General features: G+C 32.9%; 18 protein-coding genes and 1 tRNA gene. 8 read left to right on the top strand and 11 right to left on the bottom strand.

The features are described 5' to 3' along the window. The first annotated feature begins 101 nt into the window (after positions 1-101). Positions 102-2,069 carry an FG-GAP-like repeat-containing protein gene (locus tag U9R23_08460; GenBank protein MEA3476453.1) on the top strand — a complete coding sequence of 656 codons (1,968 nt, stop codon included), beginning with the start codon at positions 102-104 and terminating at the stop codon, positions 2,067-2,069. 54 nt (positions 2,070-2,123) lie between these two features. On the opposite strand, the gene U9R23_08455 is transcribed toward U9R23_08460, so the two are convergent. The 11 genes from U9R23_08455 to U9R23_08405 form a co-directional block, all read right to left on the bottom strand. After that, a complete protein-coding gene (locus U9R23_08455) occupies positions 2,124-3,560 on the bottom strand; it encodes a LysM peptidoglycan-binding domain-containing protein (protein ID MEA3476452.1) in 1,437 nt (478 codons plus the stop codon). Positions 3,561-3,627: 67 nt separating this feature from the next. Beyond that, positions 3,628-3,798, bottom strand: a complete 171-nt coding sequence (locus U9R23_08450; protein ID MEA3476451.1) for a 4Fe-4S binding protein — start codon at positions 3,796-3,798, stop codon at positions 3,628-3,630. Between the two features lie 144 nt (positions 3,799-3,942). After that, the gene (locus U9R23_08445) at positions 3,943-4,704 is read right to left on the bottom strand and encodes a TatD family hydrolase (GenBank protein ID MEA3476450.1); all 762 of its coding nucleotides are present in this window, start codon (positions 4,702-4,704) and stop codon (positions 3,943-3,945) included. A gap of 608 nt (positions 4,705-5,312) precedes the next feature. Further along, on the bottom strand, positions 5,313-6,257 hold the full coding sequence (locus U9R23_08440) for an inorganic phosphate transporter (GenBank protein ID MEA3476449.1): 945 nt from the start codon (positions 6,255-6,257) through the stop codon (positions 5,313-5,315). 4 nt (positions 6,258-6,261) lie between these two features. Beyond that, entirely contained in the window at positions 6,262-6,900 is a 639-nt protein-coding gene (locus U9R23_08435) for a DUF47 family protein (protein ID MEA3476448.1), read from the bottom strand. 81 nt (positions 6,901-6,981) lie between these two features. After that, positions 6,982-8,076: a tetraacyldisaccharide 4'-kinase gene (gene lpxK / locus U9R23_08430; GenBank protein ID MEA3476447.1), complete on the bottom strand. Its 1,095-nt coding sequence runs from the start codon at positions 8,074-8,076 to the stop codon at positions 6,982-6,984. Positions 8,077-8,433: 357 nt separating this feature from the next. Beyond that, complete coding sequence (locus U9R23_08425) at positions 8,434-8,988, bottom strand: LemA family protein (protein MEA3476446.1); 555 nt, start codon at positions 8,986-8,988, stop codon at positions 8,434-8,436. A 566-nt stretch (positions 8,989-9,554) separates the two neighbouring features. Further along, the gene (locus tag U9R23_08420) at positions 9,555-12,698 is read right to left on the bottom strand and encodes a S41 family peptidase (protein MEA3476445.1); all 3,144 of its coding nucleotides are present in this window, start codon (positions 12,696-12,698) and stop codon (positions 9,555-9,557) included. Between the two features lie 93 nt (positions 12,699-12,791). Then, a complete protein-coding gene (locus U9R23_08415) occupies positions 12,792-15,050 on the bottom strand; it encodes a vitamin B12-dependent ribonucleotide reductase (protein ID MEA3476444.1) in 2,259 nt (752 codons plus the stop codon). Between the two features lie 177 nt (positions 15,051-15,227). Then, entirely contained in the window at positions 15,228-15,734 is a 507-nt protein-coding gene (locus U9R23_08410; GenBank protein ID MEA3476443.1) for a cob(I)yrinic acid a,c-diamide adenosyltransferase, read from the bottom strand. Between the two features lie 31 nt (positions 15,735-15,765). Next, positions 15,766-15,842 (bottom strand) — tRNA-Val (locus U9R23_08405). Positions 15,843-16,066: 224 nt separating this feature from the next. Between U9R23_08405 and U9R23_08400 the strand changes: the two genes are divergently transcribed. The 7 genes from U9R23_08400 to U9R23_08370 form a co-directional block, all read left to right on the top strand. Further along, positions 16,067-16,627: a thymidine kinase gene (locus U9R23_08400; GenBank protein MEA3476442.1), complete on the top strand. Its 561-nt coding sequence runs from the start codon at positions 16,067-16,069 to the stop codon at positions 16,625-16,627. A gap of 205 nt (positions 16,628-16,832) precedes the next feature. After that, positions 16,833-17,087, top strand: coding sequence for a YggT family protein (locus U9R23_08395; protein MEA3476441.1), 255 nt, complete (start codon positions 16,833-16,835; stop codon positions 17,085-17,087). A gap of 6 nt (positions 17,088-17,093) precedes the next feature. Then, on the top strand, positions 17,094-17,609 hold the full coding sequence (locus tag U9R23_08390) for a DivIVA domain-containing protein (GenBank protein MEA3476440.1): 516 nt from the start codon (positions 17,094-17,096) through the stop codon (positions 17,607-17,609). After that, the gene (locus tag U9R23_08385; GenBank protein MEA3476439.1) at positions 17,609-18,430 is read left to right on the top strand and encodes a purine-nucleoside phosphorylase; all 822 of its coding nucleotides are present in this window, start codon (positions 17,609-17,611) and stop codon (positions 18,428-18,430) included. The genes U9R23_08390 and U9R23_08385 overlap by 1 nt, the downstream gene beginning before the upstream one ends. Before the next feature lie 19 nt (positions 18,431-18,449). Next, positions 18,450-18,839 carry a TraR/DksA C4-type zinc finger protein gene (locus U9R23_08380; GenBank protein ID MEA3476438.1) on the top strand — a complete coding sequence of 130 codons (390 nt, stop codon included), beginning with the start codon at positions 18,450-18,452 and terminating at the stop codon, positions 18,837-18,839. A gap of 16 nt (positions 18,840-18,855) precedes the next feature. Beyond that, on the top strand, positions 18,856-19,359 hold the full coding sequence (lspA, locus tag U9R23_08375; protein MEA3476437.1) for a signal peptidase II: 504 nt from the start codon (positions 18,856-18,858) through the stop codon (positions 19,357-19,359). Then, positions 19,349-20,276 (top strand): Ig-like domain-containing protein (locus U9R23_08370; protein MEA3476436.1); only part of this gene is annotated, 928 nt, incomplete at its 3' end. The genes lspA and U9R23_08370, both read left to right, overlap by 11 nt.

Here is a 20,276-nt window from a genome sequence, read left to right as displayed (position 1 = left end):
ATCCATTAAAACAAAGGATTTGGGATTCCGCATCAAGTAGGGAATGACAAGAAAAGGGTTTTTTGCATAACTCATTAATTCATAAAGGAAAAGAGGAATATATGAAAAAAGTAAGTATCAGTTTATTTGTATTGTTTTTATTATTCTTTTCTGTAAAATTAACTGCTGAATATAATCAATTGCCAGGATTCCCTTATTCTGCTGAGCAAAATACTTCATTTTGCGCCCAGGATGGGGTGGGAGTTGTTAATATTAATGATGACCCATATTTAGAGATAGTTGTTTCTAACTATAATACAACATTTACTATAAACTATCAAGGAGAATATTTATGGACAACAAATACGGCTAATGAAGCTCAACCCACAATGTCACTTGCTGATGTAAATAGTGATGGCTATTTAGAAATTTTGCAGACCACAAGAAGTGGATGGGTATATATTTTAAATAAAGATGGCAACAATATACCAGGATGGCCTAAACATTTTGGAAGTTATGGAGGTGTTCATTGCCGAACAATTACCACTGCTGTAGCATATGATATTGATGGAGATGGACAAAAAGAGATTATGTGGGGCAATACTGATTATAACCATCAATGTGGTCTTTATGTCGTCACTATTGATGGAGAAAATTATAATGAGAACTTTCCCTTTTATATAGATGGAGGAGTAGCTTGTCCTCCAGCGGTTGGAGATGTTGACAATGATGGAATTCCTGAAATAATATGTGCGGCACATGACAGAAATCTTTATATATTTAAACCTGATGGGACAATAATGAACGGTTGGCCACAACAGCCTTTTAATGGAAATGCTAATTATTGGAGTACTTCACCTATTCTTGCAGATTTAACAGGAGATGGTTTCTTGGAAATAATCGCACCTGCTTCAGGCAATTACACAACTCCTCAACCAACAGGTTTATGTGTTTATAAATACGATGGTTCTGTTCTTAACGGATGGCCCAGACAATTCCCTGATATTACAATGTGCCCCCCTTCTGTTGCTGATTTAGATAATGATGGCTCATTAGAAATAATTTGTGGATGCCATAACACATATCAGTCTAATAATACAATATATATCTATAATGTAAATGGTGAATACTTTTCAAATGCTCCCTATTATAGTTTTGGAGATGTAATGGGACCGATTATTATAGGGAATATTGATGATTCATCTGGAAAAGAAATAATATTTGATTCAAATTTTGCAACAACCCCTCCTCTTTTAGGCTATATTGAAGGGAGGCATTGTAATGGTGATAGTGTTGATGGCTTTCCTTTACGACCCCGAGGATTTACATCGAGTAATTCCGGAGTATTTGGAGATGTAAATCAAGACGGTATGTTAGATTTAGTTACATACTCACAAGATTTGGATAGTTTGTGGATTTATGTATATAATTTAAATGTTCCTTATGACCCTCTCCAGATTGAGTGGAAAACCTATCAATATGATTTTCAAAGATTGGGTCAGTATCATCCTCCTTACTCTTTTGAGCCACCGATAAAATTTAGGGCTCATACAGATGAACAAGGTGTTCATCTTTTCTGGCAGCCACCGGAAAACAGAAGAAATTATGCTTACAATGTTTTTCGTGATGATGAATTTCTTAAGCGTAATGCAGACACAACATATATTGATACAAATGTGCAAAGCTACACAACATATTATTATTATGTTACATCAGTTTATGAGCAAGGCTATAGTCCGCCTTCAGAAGTGATTGAGGTAAAAACAGACTCTATATTGTCTGTTGATAATTTGCCTTATTCAAATACATCCGAAGTATTCATTAGTTGTTTCCCTAATCCCTTCAACAGTTCCACTACTATATCTTTTTTAGCCACGAAATCACACGAAAAACCACGAATTAAAATTTATAATGTAAAAGGTCAATTGGTTCGAAAATTGTTCCCGATTGCTTTCGGGATAAATAGTCAATCTTCAATTAAATGGGATGGAAAAGATGAAAAAGGCAAGCAACTGCCAAGCGGAATATATTTTTGTAGATTATCTTCCGCAGATAAATCAGCAGTTAAGAAGATGCTGCTTCTAAGATAAATTTATCGGAAAATATTTCTTTATTTGATTTAGCATAATTTTGTAAATATCGTTTTAAAAATAAATCTTCTGCCCCGGATAGATATAAACGATCCTTTTGCCACCTTTATTTTTTATCACAAGATTGTTCTTCTTAATAAGTGTTTGCTGGGGAACACCCAGTTTTTTTGCAATTTTGTAAAGCGAATCACCTTTCTTTACCATATAATACTTCCCATGTGTAGAAAGTAAATTCAATCGCTGTCCTGGATAAATAAGAGTTGAGGGAAGTCCATTTATACGGATTAGTTCAGAAACAGTTGTATTATACCTTTTTGAAATTATTGATAAATTTTCTCCTCTCTTTACGACATGCTCTATTGCAAAATATCCCTCATTTTTATTTAAAAACTGCTTTTCAATGTATAATAATCTATTTTTATCAGGTATTGAATTCTTGGGTATAAATACAGTATAGATTCCGGGACTAACAACTACATCATTTATTGGTGAGTATTTATATCGATTCCTTCTATAAATTTTTATCCATGGATTTAGTTCCCAAACTTTTTTAATTACTGTGCCTTGCGCCTGAGCCCAATCGTCCAATTTGTAATAGCCTTTCAAGGTTAGGTTTACAGTCTTACAAGTAGATAGCAAATTCTCTTCTCGTTCAAATTTCTTAGTAAAAACTTTTTCTTCATTTTCAGATATATATTTAATTGCCAATGCTCTCCAGATATAATCATCGGTTTCACTCATTCTCTGAATCAAACTGAAAAAGTTCTTCCCACCTTGTTCTTTAATAGCCTTTTGAATGTTCCCAAGACCTGCATTAAAGGAGCATATAGCAAGAAGCAGGTCATCTGCTCCCATCTTTTGTAAAGATTTATGAGCCCATAAAATATACTCACAAGCAGCTTTTGTTGAAGCATAAATATCCATTCGTTGGTCCACAAACTGATTAATCTGTAAGTCATAGTATTTTGCTGTAGATTTCATAAATTGCCAGAAACCAGTTGCGCCTACAGATGATTTTGCCCAGGGACTCAAATAACTTTCTGCTGTCGCTAAATATTTCATATCTGCTGGAAGATTATACTGTTGTAATATCTCTTCAATAACAGGAAAATATTTACCGCTGCGTGGGATATACCGATACGCATACTTTAATTCAGCTTTGTAACATTTTATAAATTTTTGCCTTAATCTCTCATTTGTGAGGTCAAATCTATAACCTGCAAATAATAAGGAATCAGGAAATTTGGCATTGTTCTTGATTCTAATTGTGCTATTCAAAAAATTAATTGAATCCTGTAACTCCGCAACAATTTGATATAATGAATCTATTTCTTTTTGCTGATTGTTAAAAATAATTTTATATTGCTCTATTAGTCGTTGAGTTTTTAATGAATCTGCTATATCTGGTTTATCAATATTATTAACCTCTTTTAATTGAGATGAGCAACTAACAGATAAAATTGAGAAAATAATAATTAATATTTTTTTCATAAATCATACCGAAAAAAGCCATCCATCCACTAAATTATGGAGAGATGGCTTTTGAATAATTTGGGTCTTATTCAGAAATTGCTTCAGATGGGCATTCGGGGATACAAGTGCCACAATCAACACACAATTCCTCGTCACAAACAGCAATATCATCCACAAGAGAGAGTGCCTCCGTGGGGCAGACATCCACGCATACGCCACAGCCAATACATTTTTCCTTATCAATCTTTACTGCCATCTTACCTCCATTTAATATTTCGTTAAACGGTTCCGGTTGCGATGCTCGTTTGGTAAGGCGTCATCCGTTAACCGTTTTCAAATTGAGCTCATTAATTTATCTACTATAAAATTAGGCAAACTATTTTGCAATAAATTTTTCTAATCAAGTTTTTCTTGAAAAATCAAAAAATTTTTCTGCATTTATCGTTGTCATTTCCGCTATCTGCTCTGGATTTTTCTCCTTAACCTCAGCGATAAATTCAATAATATATCTTACATATTCAGGATGATTCCTTTTACCGCGAAAAGGTTTTGGAGTCAAAAATGGTGCATCGGTTTCTACAAAAAATCTATCTTCTGGAATATCCTTAATTATTGAATAATATTCACCTTTTTTAAATGTTACACTTCCAGTAAAAGAAGCATGCCATCCCTTTTCTATAATCTTACATAAAAGTGAATAATCACTTGAAAAGCAGTGAAATACAACCTTTTTTGGATTATACTTTTTCAATATTTCCAACACATCATTATGAGCATTTCTATCGTGAATTATTATCGGGAGGTTTTTATCAATTGCAACTTTTATCTGTTTTTCAAATACTTCTTTTTGAATATTTTTGGGCGATAAATTTCTATAATAATCAAGACCTATTTCGCCAATAGCAACAATCTTTTTATTATTAAGTAGTTTTAATAACTCATTTTCATCATAAGATTCAGCATCATGCGGATGCCATCCAACAGTTGCAAAAATTTTATCATATTTTTTGCTTAAACTAATAGATTCTTTGGATGTGTTCAAATCAGTCCCAACATTGATGATATATTTCACACCATTTTTAAAAGCAGAAACGATAATCTCATCCCTATCTTTATCATAATCAGAAAAATTCAGATGAGCGTGTGTATCTATGAACTGCATAAACTCCTTTCTTCCATTGTGAATCACTTATAAAACAAAAATAACTAATACAAGTTTCGCAGGAGTGAAAATTATTAAATAAGTCATATTTAATTTCTTAAAGTACCTACTGCACAATTTGAGTAAGGTTAAATTAATTTCAAAGTCATAATTTCTAATGATAAATAAAATGTCAAAATCTAAATGTCAAACTTATTTGTTCTGCTTTGATTTAATGATAATTGATGAGAAAATTAAATTTAATTCATTAGCTTCTAAAATATGTTTTTTCTTTATCTTTTTCCTGACAAGTCGGGACTAAGGGCATATAAATCGAATTTATTTTTATTTGACATTTGTCATTTCATTAGACCCGTTCTCCGTAGCAGTAGCATTGCTACTGCGAAGGGTGAAAATTAGATATTTGCAATTAGTTATTCAAGTTCAATAGAAGCGGGACTTACTGAATAAATCATAATTAACTTTTTATAATATCTCATGCGAAACTTGAGTAACTAATACAGATACAAAGATATATTGTTAGTAATAATATATTTTGGGTCAAATCTGATATTACTATTAATATATTTTCCATAAATTATATTTCTAACAACAACCTATTTCAATATTTAATACAGTTTTACAAATTTAATAATCTTAAATATTCCAAAAGAGACAATTGCTGCAATTACAGGTGTTGCTATCCATCCAAGCAAGATATTTCTTAAAGTTTTTTTCCTAATTGTACGAATTCCTTTCAGAATACCAATCCCTAAAACTGCACCAACGATTGCTTGTGATGTTGAAACCGGCACGCCAATAAGTGCGTAAATATAGACAGTTATTGCTTCTGCAAGAACAGCTATAAAAGCGGTAAAAGAGTCTAAGACAACCAGATTCTTCCCAACTGTATACATCACCTTTCTACTATAAGTAAGGGTTCCAAATGCAATTGCACTACCACCAATTATAGTAGCTGTCAAGGGGTTCAACATCCCGTTCCCTTCACCAACAAAAACGCCAATTACATTTGCAACATTATTAGCACCCAGGGCATAAGCTCCGCAAGACCCAGCAATAATCAAGCCAATTGTTAAAATGTTATTTCTTTTTATTGGATTTGTAATTTTATTTATTAAAGGCCTAAATATAAAATAGAGGAGAAATGCGATAATTGCTGCTCCAATTGGAGTGCTCACCCAGCAAATTCCAACTTTGACTAAGTGACGCCATTCAATATTGTGATTAATAAATCCAACTCCTAAAATTCCACCAATTACTGCCTGTGAAGTTGAAACAGGTAATTTTAAAAAACTCATACCTATTACAACAATCCCAGCAGAGATAGATACTACAAATGCTGAAAACAAATTTTGGTGTGTAATACTATCCAAAGTATTAATGCCTGGTCTGCCATTTATTATTGCACCCAAAATTACAAAAATAGCAGTAAGAATAACCGCTCTTCTGTATTTTACACTTCTGGTCGCAACTGCTGTGCCAAAGACATTTGCAGCATCATTTGTGCCAAGAGACCAGCCAAGAAAAATGGCACCAAGTAAATAAAAACTCAAAGTTCTAAGCCTTATTTTTTATGCAAAAAATTAGCATTCTCTCTGCTACATGAGCAGCTTCATCAGATATTTGTGCAATTTTAGAAACAAATTCTTGTAGTAAAAGCTTCTTTGCCAATTTAATATGCGCGTTAAAAATGTTAAGTACTAAATCGCGTTCTAAATGGTCAACTTGACTTTCAATAACATCAATGCATTCAAGCATATCTTTAGTTTTATTCAAATCAGAAAGGAGATATTGTGCTGCATTATTTAGTTTTTTTGCACCCTCTATGCTTTTTACAAACAACTCTTTTAACTGCTCGGTAAATTGCTCTGGTATGCTTATTGTTTGTATAGCAAAAAATTCTAAAATCTTTTGTGCCACACCAGGAATACTATCATAACAGGATACAATATTAAAAATGTCCTCCCTTGCGTCGGGCAAGAGTGAACCGCGAAATAGCTCCTGCTCAATCTTATCTTTAATGTCATCAGCTTCTGCCTCATATTTATGAACAGGATTTGTAAACTCCTCAATCTTTTTAGGATTCCGAATATATTTTAAAAATACATCTGATAACACATCTAAAGATTTTTCAACTGTATTAATGTAATTTTGAAACTCCACTACAATCTTATTACTATTTGATATAAAAGCCATTTATCCTCCGATAATTTTTTATCATAAAGATACAAAGCATAAAGATATTGTATCTACAAAAATTGTATTTGACTTTAGACATCACTTTATACTTTTTATCAACTCTTCAAATTTTTTCTTCCGATACATCGGAATTATTTTAATATTTAATTTAGCATAATAAAAATTAATTTCATATAAAGGGAAATTTTGCAATTTCATAAAATCCTTTTCAGTTGTCAAAATAGTGTCAATCTTTTCCTTGAGTCCTTTCCGAATAATTGGACGAATATCATTCTCATATCTAAAATAATAATGGTCTGGAAAAATAAAATGGTGCGAAAAATCAATCCCTGAACTCTTTATACTGTTTTCAAATGATTCTGGATTACCGATTCCGGAAATTAAGTATATCTTTTTCTCTTTAAAATAACTACTATCTTCATTTTCATCTGTTTGATAATTTATAAAATTTTCAATTTCATATTCAGTTTGAAAAATTGGTTTTTGAAATTTACTCATTTCTTTGGGAATCTTAAAATCATCAGAACAATCATTAAAAACAACAACATCTGCAAATTTGATTGCACTTTTAGGTTCACGAAGCATCCCCGCAGGCATCACAAAGCCATTTCCAAGAGAATTCTTTGCACTGAATAGTAAAAAATCAATATCATGTTTTACTTTAAGATGCTGAAATGAATCATCTAAAATAATATAATCTGGCGAAAACTTTTTTTCCAAACATTTAATTGCTTTCGTGCGATTCTTTCCCACAATTACTGGAATTCCCAACAAATTCTGTGCCAATAAAAATGGTTCATCACCAGCATCTTTTGCACAATCATAAACAGAATTTTCATCAGAAATTAATTTTACCATATTCTCAAATTTTCCCTTATATCCCCTGTGAGACACTGCTACCGAGTTTCCTTTTCCGCCAGAGGTGGATCCTTTGGATGATTTCAAATATTTTGCTAACAAAATGGTAAATGGTGTTTTACCAGTTCCTCCAACTACTAAATTTCCAACACTAATAATCTTACATTTTGAATTGTATTGTTTAAACATTCCTATCGTAAAACAAAACCTACGAACTTTCAATATAAAACTAAAAAGAAGAGCAAAGGGCAAAAGAAGAAAGGAGGTTAAAGTTATCCTTGCCCAATGCTCTTCAATAAACTTCTGAGATAACATTATATTTTAGGAATGCATAGCGCTGTAAAACGCAAAGATTAAAAATCAAAGATTAAAATTCTATCCCTAATTAAGCCCGTTCCTGCCCTCGATTGAATCGGGGGCTCAGGAATTGGAGATAAAATCCAAATTTTAATCCCGACATGTCGGGAAAACAAATACCCGTTCTCTCCATCCTCCGAAGTAGAGAACTTCTACGGAGGACGGGCGTAGTCCCGATAAATCGGGACGAAGGGTGAATTTCATCTTTAATACTATAATAAAAAAGGATGCCATATATAATGTGTAATATAATCCTTGCCTTACTTTTATGTGTCTATATCCCTATTTCCTATATCCCGATGCCCTTATTTCCTTTTAGAACTTAACTTTTGGTGTTACTTTTTCAACTTCCTGAATCTCAAAGAAAACCTCCTTTGTAAATCCAAACATTCCAGCAATCATATTGTTTGGGAATACAACAATTTTCTTATTGAAATTTTTAACTGATTCGTTATATCTTCTTCTTGAGACGGCAATGCGGTTTTCTGTTCCGGCCAATTCATCCTGTAATCTAATGAAATTTGTATTAGCTTTTAAATCAGGATAACGTTCTACAACTAACAGCAAACGAGAAAGTGCTCCGGTGAGTTCATTATTAGCATTGATTGTTTGCTCACGAGTTGTGGCTTTGCCAACACTTGCTCTGGCTTCTGTAACTTCAGTAAACACTTCTTTCTCGTGTGCTGCATAACCTTTGACAGTTTCGACATAATTAGGAATAAGGTCATATCTGCGTTTTAACTGATTGTCAATTTCTGCCCAGGCATTATCTATCTCTACTTTCATTCTTACAAATGAATTGTATTTTAAAATGCCCATTATTATTAAAATTACAATGATTATTATTACTATAATCCAGCCTTTTTTCATTTCACCTCCGATGGTTCAATCTGCCAGCTTGCGACAGAGAACACAAAGATTTATTTTCTTACTGATTTTGTTTTATTAGTTGTCAAGTTTTCCAATTCAATTCGGGTCCTTATTTATGGAACGAGCTGAATCTGGAGGGACACTTTGTCTCTTTACTCAGAATGTCAAGAAAGATGAAATTGTTATCTGAAACCCGACTCGAGCTCGCAGAGCCCGAGTCGGGTTTCAAGGGTAAAGATGCTGATTTGGATCCAAAGACTTCACATAGGATAGCAAATTTGTACCAAAAGCTGTGGTGGAATACAAAAAAATAATTCCACTGGATAAACTTTCTACTTTTTACTTTATTAATTCTACATTCACAATAGAGAACGCCTGTCTGCCTTTGGCATGGATTGTGTTACTTTTACCTTTTACTTATTAGCCACAAAAACACACAAAAATTAACTTATTATTCCTATTTTCAAAAATCATTTATTCTTATTTATCAAAAGACCTTTTCGTGGTTTTTCGTGTGATTTTGTGGCTCATCAAATTCATCTTTTACCTTCTTGACCTACGAAGCTTCAGCGAAGTAGGTTTACCTCTCTCAATATTTCCTCAATCGCTCTTTTCAACTGCACATCATCGTCTGCAATTTTCTGTTCTGGAGTCTGGTCAACAAGGATATCAGGTTTTGCGCCCATTCCTTCCATATTAATATCATCTGGTGTAAACCAACCTGTCCTGGGCATACGCATACTTGAGCCATCCATAAATTCAATATGTCCAGTTCCTATAACTGCACCACAAGTGGGCATACCAACAACTTTCCCTAAATTCAATTGTTTGAATAAAATTGGAAATATTTCAGCGTCAGAAAAGGAATGTTCATTTATGAGTAATATTAATGGTTTCTCCCAAGTATCAGATGGGAAAGTTTGTTTTCTTGCATCGAATAATCTATTTGTTGTATATGCATAGGATTTTTTTGTAAGCAATTCTACCAATAAATCGTGTATCCAACCGCCAGGATTATTTCGTACATCAATAATCAAGGCATCTTTATCTTGGTTTCTTGCAAAAATATCTTGAACAAATTTCACATAACTGGAATGTCCCATTGAACGAATATGTGCATAACCAACTTTACTATCAGTTAATTTATCAACTAACTCTCTCCTTTCATCAACCCAGTTATCATAATTCATTCTTCTGTTTTTCCACGGGGAAAGACCTTTTATTTCAACAGTTTTTATGCTATCTTTCACTTGTATTTCCAATTTAATTTTATCATCTACCTTGTTAAGAAAGAGAGGAGTAATAGCAGTTTCCGAATTTATTTCTACACCATCAACAGAAAGTAAAACATCTCCAGGCTTTATACCATAAGGCATATTCAGTTTTGACTTTCTAAAGATCTTTTTAAATCTAATTCCTTTGTTGGGTATATCAAAATAATCAAGAATAAACCCGCCAAATGCTTGTTCATACTGATGAACGCCACCTTCATCTCTTGGATAAAATCCTGTATGAGAAGCATCCAATTCCCCAATCATCTCTGATATTATATCATCCATAATTTGTGGTGTATACGCATAATCCATATAAGGATGAAATCTTTTATAAAGTGCTTTCCAATCTTGTCCGTGCATGTTCGGGTCATAAAATCTTTTACCAAAAATGGTCCAGGCTTGTTCAAAAACAGTTTTATTAAGTGCAAATCTGTTATATTTATATTTGAAATTAAATTCAATCACTTCAGGTTTCTTATCCATTGATAATTTTTTTATTGAATTATTTTCAACATAGTAGAAGCATTTATTAGTTTCATTGTAAGTTAAATATTCAATTTCTGCTGAAAATTTATAGAATTCCTCATCTTTTTTCCCTTTGTAATCAACTTTTCGTAATGTATATTTTCTGTTATATGAATTCAGATAACAAATCATACTATCTGTAATTGTAGCAACTACCCAATTATTTCCCCTTTTTGAAACAAGCTCATAAATTCTTTTATCAATATCCTCAAAATCAATTATTATAGAGTTTACTTCTTCTTTTTTCTCTTTCTTTTCCTCCTCTTTACCTTTTTCTTCCTTATCTTTCTCTATCGTTTTCTTATTTTCTTCAGCCAAAATTGGTTTCCAATTATCTTCTTCATCCCAGAAATCTTCTTTAGCTTGCAGTTCTATTTTATATATTTCACCATCTTCAGTAAAGAAAGCAAAATCTCCCTTCATGCCCCAATATGGTGCACCTATCCAACCATGATATGGAGTTATTAATCTTTTTTCCTTAGTTTCAAAATCATATATATACAAATCACGGTCCCATGAGCCTTCTTCTACGGTTACATATAAAAGATATCTTCCATCTTTACTCCAGGCACAATTATGAAGCGAAAGAACATGGTCAGATATAATCTTTTTAACTTTTCCTGTTTTGAAATTCAAGCTTGCTAATTTATTTTTTGAAACTTCATCAGAATAATATACCAATAAATAATCCTCATAGCCAGACTTAATATCTTCAACAAATTTTCCATTAGAGAACCATTTGATTTTTTCAATATTATCAATATCCCTTATATTGACTTTATAAAGTTCTGTTTGTCCTTCTTCAAATCTTGTAAAAAATATTGTGTGATTATCGGGCATAATTACAATATCTATAATGCCAATCTGGTCAAAGGTTATTTGTTTAACTTCATCGTCTTTTTCTGGGACTGCAAAGAGGTCATATTTATAACAGAAAGCTATTAATTTTCCATCAGGTGATATTGCATATTTATTAGCTGAGTTACAGACTTCTTCTTTTACTTCAAAATTTTCAATGCAATCTTGCTTTATTTCAATGTTCAACTTATCAACCTTATTATTTTGGGGATTGTATTTCCATATTTCATCAAACCTTTCAAATACGATCCTATCATTTTCTCGCGCGATATCAATGTCCCTAACAGACCAGATATCAAAGTTAGAAATTTGTATTCTATTTTCAAGATCATTCCGACCTGTCGGGACAGCATAATATAATTGGAAGATTCTACCTTTTGTTGCTGCAAAATAGATTCTATCATTAACATAAGAATAAACTGGATACCGCTCGGTATAATCTGTATTAGTTAATCTTGTATAAATTTTATCCTTAATATCATATTCCCACAATTCGCCATTGATACTTCCGTGATATGCTTCGCGATAAGCCATCCCACCACGATTAAATATAATTTTCTTATTATCTGGAGATAATTTTGAATAAAAATCACCAATTGCAGTAATTTCTGTTGGTCTTTTTTCATCCGCCAGCTTGCGAACAGAGAACAGATTAGCACCCAGATCAACTTCATATCCGGAAGCAAGCAATTTTTTTCCATTATTGAACCAATCGCATACTTGTAATCCTTCTTTAGAAATACACTTTGCTTCTCCACCTTCAGATGGAATGATATAAATATTTTTTTGACCATCTCTATTGGAATTAAAAGCAATCCATTTTCCATCTGGCGAAAAAACAGGGCCAGAGTCTTCTCCTTTTGAGACGATTATTCTTTTTGCCTCTCCGCCCTTAAATGGGACTATCCACAAATCAGACATATAAGAGAAGCAGACGGTTTCTCCATCTGGTGAGATGGCGGGGTCTTTCATAAAATGTGGTTCTATTGCAAAACTTTCTGAAAACAGAAAGCCTATAAGCAAAAAAATAATGAAAAGCAACTTTTTAAACATAGTATCCTCCTCAAAATTTCTATCTATTTTTTATTCAATTTTACAATTTAAACCAATTTAACCAGTTCACTAATTAACTATGTAACCAATTAACTAACTACACTTTGACCATCCACATATTGGGCAGGTTTTACAGCCTTCTTTAAATTCTAATGCTGCTCCACATTCAGGACAGATAGAACCTAAACCGGCAAGTAACAAATTAGAATCTTCTGAAGAGTTATCGGGTTGAATTTTCTTTTCAGGTTTATTTTTTAATCCATTTCCATTCTGGGCAATAAACTCTTCTAAAGCATTTGCAATTCCATCAGCACAGGATAGAATCATTTTTCCTTTGGACCACATTGGAGAAGGGCAGCGAATTCCTCTGAGCTGTTTAATAATAGATTCAATCTTAATATTAGAGCGTAGAGTCAATGATATCAATCGGGCAATAGCTTCCAATTGAGCAGAGGCACAGCCCCCCACCTTTCCCATTTGGGTAAAGACCTCGCAAGCCCCGCTTTCGTCTGTATTTATTGTAACATATAAATGGCCACAGCCTGTGTCTATTCTTTTAGTAACACCCACGGTGGTAGCAGGACGGCGACGAGGTGCAATTCTCCTCTTTTCCTGTTCACGCATTCTTTTTCCTATACTAATAACCTGTTCATCCCGACTCCCATCACGATACACTGTTACGCCTTTACATCCTAATTGATATGCTAATTCATAAGTAGTTTTAATATCTTCTTTTTTTGCATTGTGCGAAAAGTTTATAGTTTTGGAGACAGCATTATCAACATATTTTTGAAATGCAGCTTGCATTCTTATATGCCATTCGGGTGTAATATCATGGGCAGTAACAAACACATTTCTGAATTGTTCAGGAACTTTTTTAATATCTTGCAAAGAGCCTTTCTCGGAAATCTCTTCCATCAATTTTTTAGAATAGAATCCTTGCTCTTTAGCAACTTTTTCAAAATATTTATTAACATAGAGTAATTTTTCTCCATCCATTACATTCTTGACATATACTAACGAAAAGATAGGCTCAATACCACTGGAAGTATCTGCAATCATACTAATCGTACCTGTTGGTGCAATTGTAGTGGTAGTAGCATTTCGGATTCCATTTTCTCTAATCTCTTGTTTAAGTTTGTCCCAATCAAGTTTAGTCTTTGAGCGAGTTAGTGTACTATTACTATAAATACTTCCTTTGAAATTTGGGAATGAGCCTTTTTCTTTAGCAAGTCTCATAGATTCAACTTTTGAGTGATAATCAATAAATTCCATTACTTCTTTAGCAAGGTCTATTGCTTTACCTGAATTGTAAGGGATTTCAAGTTGTATAAGCATATCAGCCCAACCCATTACACCAAGACCGATTTTGCGATTTACCTTTGCCATTTTACGGATTTTTGGAAGTGGAAATTGAGAGCGATCAACAACATCATCAAGAAAACCTGTGGCTGTATCAACTGTTTGTTTCAACAATTTCCAATCAATGGCATCATCTTTTACCATCAAAGAAAGATTGATAGAGCCGAGATTGCAGGCTTCATTAGGGAGCAGTGGTTGCTCCCCGCATGGGTTAGTTGCTTCTATTTTCCCAACTTCAGGCGTTGGATTATATCTATCCAATCTATCTATAAAAACAATTCCTGGCTCTCCGTTTTTATGTGCCATTTTTACAATCAGATTAAATACATCTCTGGCTTTGAGCTTTTTCACCACCTTTTTGGTATGCGGCGAAATTAATTCATACTCATCATCGTGTTGAACAGCATTCATAAATTCTTCGGTCACTCCAACGCTAATGTTGAAATTATTCAGTTCTTTGCAATCTTCCTTGGCTTTGATAAAGTCTAAGATATCTGGATGGTCAACATTGAGAATAGCCATATTGGCTCCACGTCTCGTCCCACCCTGTTTCACAGCATCAGTTGCAGAATTAAAAACCTTCATAAATGTAATCGGACCGCTTGAAACTCCACTTGTTGAACGGACACGAGCGTTCTTTTCTCTTAATTTTGAAAAACTAAAACCTGTTCCCCCGCCACTCTTATGTATAAGAGCTGCATTTTTTACTGCGGTGAATATGCTTTCCATGCTATCTTCAACTGGCAAGACGAAGCAGGCAGAGAGCTGCTGAAGGTCATTCCCGGCATTCATCAAAGTTGGTGAATTCGGCAGGAAATATCTCTTATCCATTATTTCATAATATCTTTTTGCCTTTTCTTTATCGTCTCCTGCAATATTTTCGCTAACTCGTTCTAACATCTTATGTGCATCTTCAATAATATTACCCTTTGTATCCTTCTTGAAATACCTTTTTTTCAAAACTGCTAATGCGTTCTCAGTTAATTCCATTTATCCTCCAAATAAAAACTTGAGCCATTTCCCAATCTGGAGATTGGGACTCCATATATTTCCAGTATTCCTCAATACTTTGCATTTTGCACAATACATTTCGTATCTCACATTCCAAATCCCCTGACTTTGATTGGCAAATTCCATATCCAAAATTCTGCATTCCGAATTCCGCCTTTAATACTCATTCCCTTCGCGAGCTCCTATTCCTTTTTTATAGTAATGTTTTACCTCTCTCATTTCTGTAACAAGGTCCGCCTTTGCAACTAACTCAGGAGGAGCATATCTGCCTGTTATTACAACTTCTTCATTTTTAATTTCGTCTAATAATGAGAGAACTTTTGATAATTCCAATAAGTTAAAATCTAATGCAACATTTAATTCATCTAAAATAATCAAATCATACTTTTTTGATTTCAGGACTTCTTTTGCCTTTTTTAGTCCTTTTTCTGCTTCTTCAAAATCTATTGGTTTTGGATTTATCTTATTCACAAATTCAGGGGTACCAAACTGAAACACATCAACATTTTTTATTTTACTTAGAAAAACGATTTCTCCATATTTGAAGTTTTTTTTCATGAACTGTATTAAGCAGACCTTTTTGTTATGACCGAGATAACGAATAGCCAAACCTATCGCAGCAGTAGTTTTCCCTTTGCCGTTACCTGTATAAATTTGTAGCATAAAAATCCTTTTGATTTTGTAAAGATAAAAATGGTGGGTGGTACTGGATTTGAACCGGTGACCCCTACGATGTCAACGTAGTACTCTAACCAACTGAGCTAACCACCCACTTTTAATTTGGTAAAAGATTTTATTCAACAATTTTATTTGTCAAAAGATTTATAATTTTTTATATTATTTTTTCTTTCTCTCATACAAGAAAAATTTTATTATATTAAAATTAGACAAGTTTAAAAAACTAATTAACTATAATTACTTAAATTTTGAGTCAAAAAGCATAAAAATTGACATAAAAAATTGCTGATTAAATTTAAGTTCAAAGTGGAGAATTTATGAATATTGTTAGAGGCAAAATTGGTTGGATTGAGGTAATCTGTGGAAGTATGTTTAGTGGTAAAACCGAAGAGTTAATACGACGACTTCGCAGAGTAGAAATAGCTAAACAAAAGCTTCAAATTTTCAAGCCTTTTATTGACAACCGTTATAGCAAAGAATATATTGTTTCTCATAATAAATCAAAAATGACATCTGAATCAGTTGCAAATTCTGAAGAATTATACAAAAATGTTCATTCAGATACTGAGGTTGTGGGAATAGATGAGGTTCAATTTTTTGATGACAAATTAGTGGAAATTTGTAGTAAATTGGCTGATGAAGGTAAAAGAGTTATTGTCGCTGGATTAGACCAGGACTATCTGGGTAGACCATTTCCTCCTATACCAGAATTATTAGCAACTGCTGAATATATTACAAAAACTCTAGCAATCTGTGTCAAATGTGGTAACCCTGCAAACAGGACTCAAAGATTGGTGAAAAGTGATAAAGAGATTTTGCTTGGAGCAGAAGATATTTATGAGGCACGGTGTAGAAATTGCTTTAAACCGATAAAGTGAAGAATCTTGAATAATGAATAATGAACTAAGAATGATGGATAAGAAAAAAGAAAAGAGAGTATTTGATTTAAATGAACTTTCTTATAAAATACCCTCCTCAAATTCGTCATTCAGAATTCTATATTCAATATTCATAATTCAACCTGTTCTTTCCACGAAAATCAAGTCCCAATTTAATTTTGGTCAATATAAATGGAAGTAGAGAATGATTCTATTGTATTTAGTTGATTTTGCACTAAGAATTTATGTCTGGGTTATCATAATCCGAGCCATCATTTCATGGTTTTCACCAAACTATTCAAATCCCTTTATCCATTTCCTGATTACCGTAACCGAGCCAGTTCTATCCCCAATCCGAAGACTTATTCCTATTAAAGGCATAGATATTTCTCCAATTATTTTAATATTAATTATTGAATTAATACGCTCACAGATTTTACATACTATAATTAAAATGTGAGGTTTTATGGATATGAAAATTACCCCAGCGGAGATTCGTGGAAAAGAGTTTTCACGAGCTATGAGTGGCTATAAAAAAGCTGAAGTGAATGAGTTCCTAGAGGAACTTGCGACTCAAACAGAATTACTGCTTGCAGCAGCCAAAGAATTAGAAAAACAAATTCAAGAGAAGGACAAAAAATTAGATGATTTAGATGAGCAGAAAGACCTCCTTCGTAGAACCTTAATCCTGGCTGAAAAAATCAAGGATGAAACTATATCAAATGCAAAGAATGAAGCGGAAAACATTATTAAGGATGCAGAAATCAGTTCAAGAGAGAAAGTCAAAAAAGCAAAAGATTATCTCAGTATTTTAGAGCATGATTTCATCAATCTTAAAGAAAAAAAGATGCAATTTATTGTAAATTTTAAATCCCAATTAAATTCTATGCTTGAAATATTAGAAAGAAATATTCAACAGGAATCTAGTGAACTCAAAAAGAAATCTAACATAGAAATCAAGAAAGAAGAAAAAACATCATAATGAGAAAAACTCTCCAGCATTTACCAGAAACCGTTAACTTTATAAGGCAGCAGTATAAGAAAAAAATTGATACAGCTATAATATTAGGTACTGGATTAAATGAAATAGCCTCGTCTGTGGAGCCAGAATTGATAATTCCATACGAAAAGATTCCACATTTTCAAGTTTCAACCTCCCCTTCTCATAAAGGAAGAATGATCTTTGGAAAAATGGCTGGCAAACGAATCGCAATTATGCAAGGCAGACTCCATTGCTATGAAGGTTATACACCTTTAGAAACGACATTTCCAATCTTCACTCTTAAAAAAATTGGAGTACAGAATTTGATTATTACAAATGCAGCTGGCTCATTAAACAAGAATTTGCAGAAAGGTGACCTGGTAATAATCACTGACCATATCAATCTAACAGGTAAGAATCCTCTGATTGGAGAAAATGATATCAACTTAGGACCCCGATTCCCAAGTATGCACGATCCTTATCATAAGAGATTTGTAGAAATTGCAAAAAATATTGCTCTGGATAATAATATACCAGCAAAAACTGGGGTTTATGCAGGACTTATAGGACCTAATTTGGAAACTACTGCTGAGTGTAAAATGCTAAAACTAATCGGAGCTGATATGGTTGGTTTGTCCACAGTTCACGAAGTTATTGTCGGAATTTATCTTCAAATGAAAATAATGGCTATTTCAATCATTACCAATTTATCCAATCTACTTCATAAAGATAGACACTTACAAAATGAAATTGAAAAGATAGCACATAATTCACAAGATAGATTAAGAGTCTTATTAGAAAATTTCTTAAAAAGTTTATAATGAATAGGAGTAGTTTATTATGAATAAAGAAAAGTTAGAATCCTTCAAACATTTATTACTTGTAGAAAGAGAAAGAACAGTAAAAATCATTGAGAACATTGATAAAACATGGAGCAAATCCATTAGAGACTCTGTTGGCGATATTTCCGCTTACGCCACACATATGGCTGACCTTGGCACTGATTCTAATGAGAGAGAAAAAGAAACTTATATGCTTGAACGGGAATTGAAAAACCTTAAAAAACTGGATCAAGCTTTAAAAAGAATTTATGATAATACTTATGGAATTTGCAGATTCTGCGGTAAAGAGATACCTGAGAGTCGCCTGCGAGCAATTCCATTTGCAGAATTTTGTATAAAATGCCAACGAAACGAAGAAAGGATTAACAATAATAATCGGAAAATATAATAATTTAAAGAAGTATTTGTTACTCTTCTTGACTTTTCTTTCTTTAGACCAGTTCTCAAAAATAGGTATAAGAAATTTTTTTTCTAACAATGTAAAAAACAGTTACAATATACTTGGCGATTTTTTTCGTATTACTTATACACGAAATTCTGGTGCTGTTTTTGGTATATCTATTGGTTCAGGAATTCTTAATCAAATATTTTTTATAATAATTTCAATTATTGCAATTTGCATATTAATATATCTTTTTTTAAAGGACACACATCCATTAGCTAATATGGGTTTTATTCTGATTTTAAGTGGTGCGTTTGGTAATCTAATTGACAGAATTGCTTTTGGAAATGTAACCGATTTTCTTGACTTTGATTTCCCGGATTTCATTATTCAACGATGGTATATTTTTAATATCGCAGACTCCTGCATTGTTATAGGGGTAATAATTTTAGTGATTTATTATTTGTTTATAGAAAAATCTGTGAAAGTAAAGAATTACACAGGTGGGAGAAAAGATGAAATATAAACATTTTCTATTGATTTTAGTTTTTTGTTTACCAACAATAATTTTATCAGCTACAACTATCTATGATATTCAATATACAACTATTCCTGGAAGCGAGGGCACATATCCTTCAATGATGGAAGGACAAACTGTAACAGTTACTGGAATTGTTACAGCAGTTGGCTTTAAAGGATATAATGATAACTTTTTTATATCTATGCCAGAGGGAGGTGCTTGGAAAGGGTTATACATTTATATGGCTGGATATGAACCAAATTTAGGTGATGAAGTTGAAATTGAAGGAACTGTTTCAGAGTTCCACGGTTTCACAGAAATATCAGGTTATAGTGATGACATAACAGTTTCTCTCTTAAATTCCGGAAATCCATTACCAAATCCTTCTGGAATTTCTACTCAAACTTTATCTGCTAACGAATCATTTGAAGCTGTTATAGTAAAAATTAACAATGTTTCCGTAACCCAAACTCCTGATGCAAATGGACAATGGTATGTTGATGATGGCTCTGGTCAATGTCAGATTGATGACGGAATATATGAATATCCAAATCCTCATATTGGGGACGAATTTATCTCTATTACCGGGGCTGTAGATTACAGTTATGATGAATATGGCCTTAATCCAGGAAGTGAAGAAGATTTTGTAACTGGAGGTGATATAACCCCACCAACATTAGTAAGCGCAAACGCTACTTCGTCTACTACTGTTAATATAATTTTCAGTGAACAAATTTCTCAACAATCTGCCGAAACTGTAAGCAACTATAATATAAATGGATTAACTGTTTCAGAGGCTAATCTACAAATTGACGAAAAGACTGTGATACTAACAACCTCAGAACAAACAGAAGGCACAATATATACTATAACCATTAATAATGTAGAAGATGTGGCCGGAAATCCAGTTGAATCTAATAGCA

The organism is Candidatus Cloacimonadota bacterium, from assembly GCA_034722995.1.
Lineage (GTDB): Bacteria > Cloacimonadota > Cloacimonadia > JGIOTU-2 > JGIOTU-2 > JAGMCF01.
This window is presented reverse-complemented; position numbering and strand designations above follow the sequence as displayed.

Excerpts from the sequence above, each read along its gene's own strand:
- U9R23_08400 (MEA3476442.1), top strand. The coding sequence starts at position 16,067 with ATGAATATTGTTAGAGGCAAAATTGGTTGGATTGAGGTAATCTGTGGA.
- U9R23_08425 (MEA3476446.1), bottom strand. The coding sequence starts at position 8,988 with ATGAAAAAAGGCTGGATTATAGTAATAATAATCATTGTAATTTTAATA.
- U9R23_08445 (MEA3476450.1), bottom strand. The coding sequence starts at position 4,704 with ATGCAGTTCATAGATACACACGCTCATCTGAATTTTTCTGATTATGAT.
- U9R23_08450 (MEA3476451.1), bottom strand. The coding sequence starts at position 3,798 with ATGGCAGTAAAGATTGATAAGGAAAAATGTATTGGCTGTGGCGTATGC.
- lpxK (MEA3476447.1), bottom strand. The coding sequence starts at position 8,076 with ATGTTATCTCAGAAGTTTATTGAAGAGCATTGGGCAAGGATAACTTTA.
- U9R23_08435 (MEA3476448.1), bottom strand. The coding sequence starts at position 6,900 with ATGGCTTTTATATCAAATAGTAATAAGATTGTAGTGGAGTTTCAAAAT.
- U9R23_08460 (MEA3476453.1), top strand. The coding sequence starts at position 102 with ATGAAAAAAGTAAGTATCAGTTTATTTGTATTGTTTTTATTATTCTTT.
- U9R23_08410 (MEA3476443.1), bottom strand. The coding sequence starts at position 15,734 with ATGCTACAAATTTATACAGGTAACGGCAAAGGGAAAACTACTGCTGCG.
- U9R23_08380 (MEA3476438.1), top strand. The coding sequence starts at position 18,450 with ATGAATAAAGAAAAGTTAGAATCCTTCAAACATTTATTACTTGTAGAA.
- U9R23_08390 (MEA3476440.1), top strand. The coding sequence starts at position 17,094 with ATGGATATGAAAATTACCCCAGCGGAGATTCGTGGAAAAGAGTTTTCA.
- U9R23_08395 (MEA3476441.1), top strand. The coding sequence starts at position 16,833 with ATGATTCTATTGTATTTAGTTGATTTTGCACTAAGAATTTATGTCTGG.
- U9R23_08415 (MEA3476444.1), bottom strand. The coding sequence starts at position 15,050 with ATGGAATTAACTGAGAACGCATTAGCAGTTTTGAAAAAAAGGTATTTC.
- U9R23_08420 (MEA3476445.1), bottom strand. The coding sequence starts at position 12,698 with ATGTTTAAAAAGTTGCTTTTCATTATTTTTTTGCTTATAGGCTTTCTG.
- U9R23_08455 (MEA3476452.1), bottom strand. The coding sequence starts at position 3,560 with ATGAAAAAAATATTAATTATTATTTTCTCAATTTTATCTGTTAGTTGC.
- U9R23_08385 (MEA3476439.1), top strand. The coding sequence starts at position 17,609 with ATGAGAAAAACTCTCCAGCATTTACCAGAAACCGTTAACTTTATAAGG.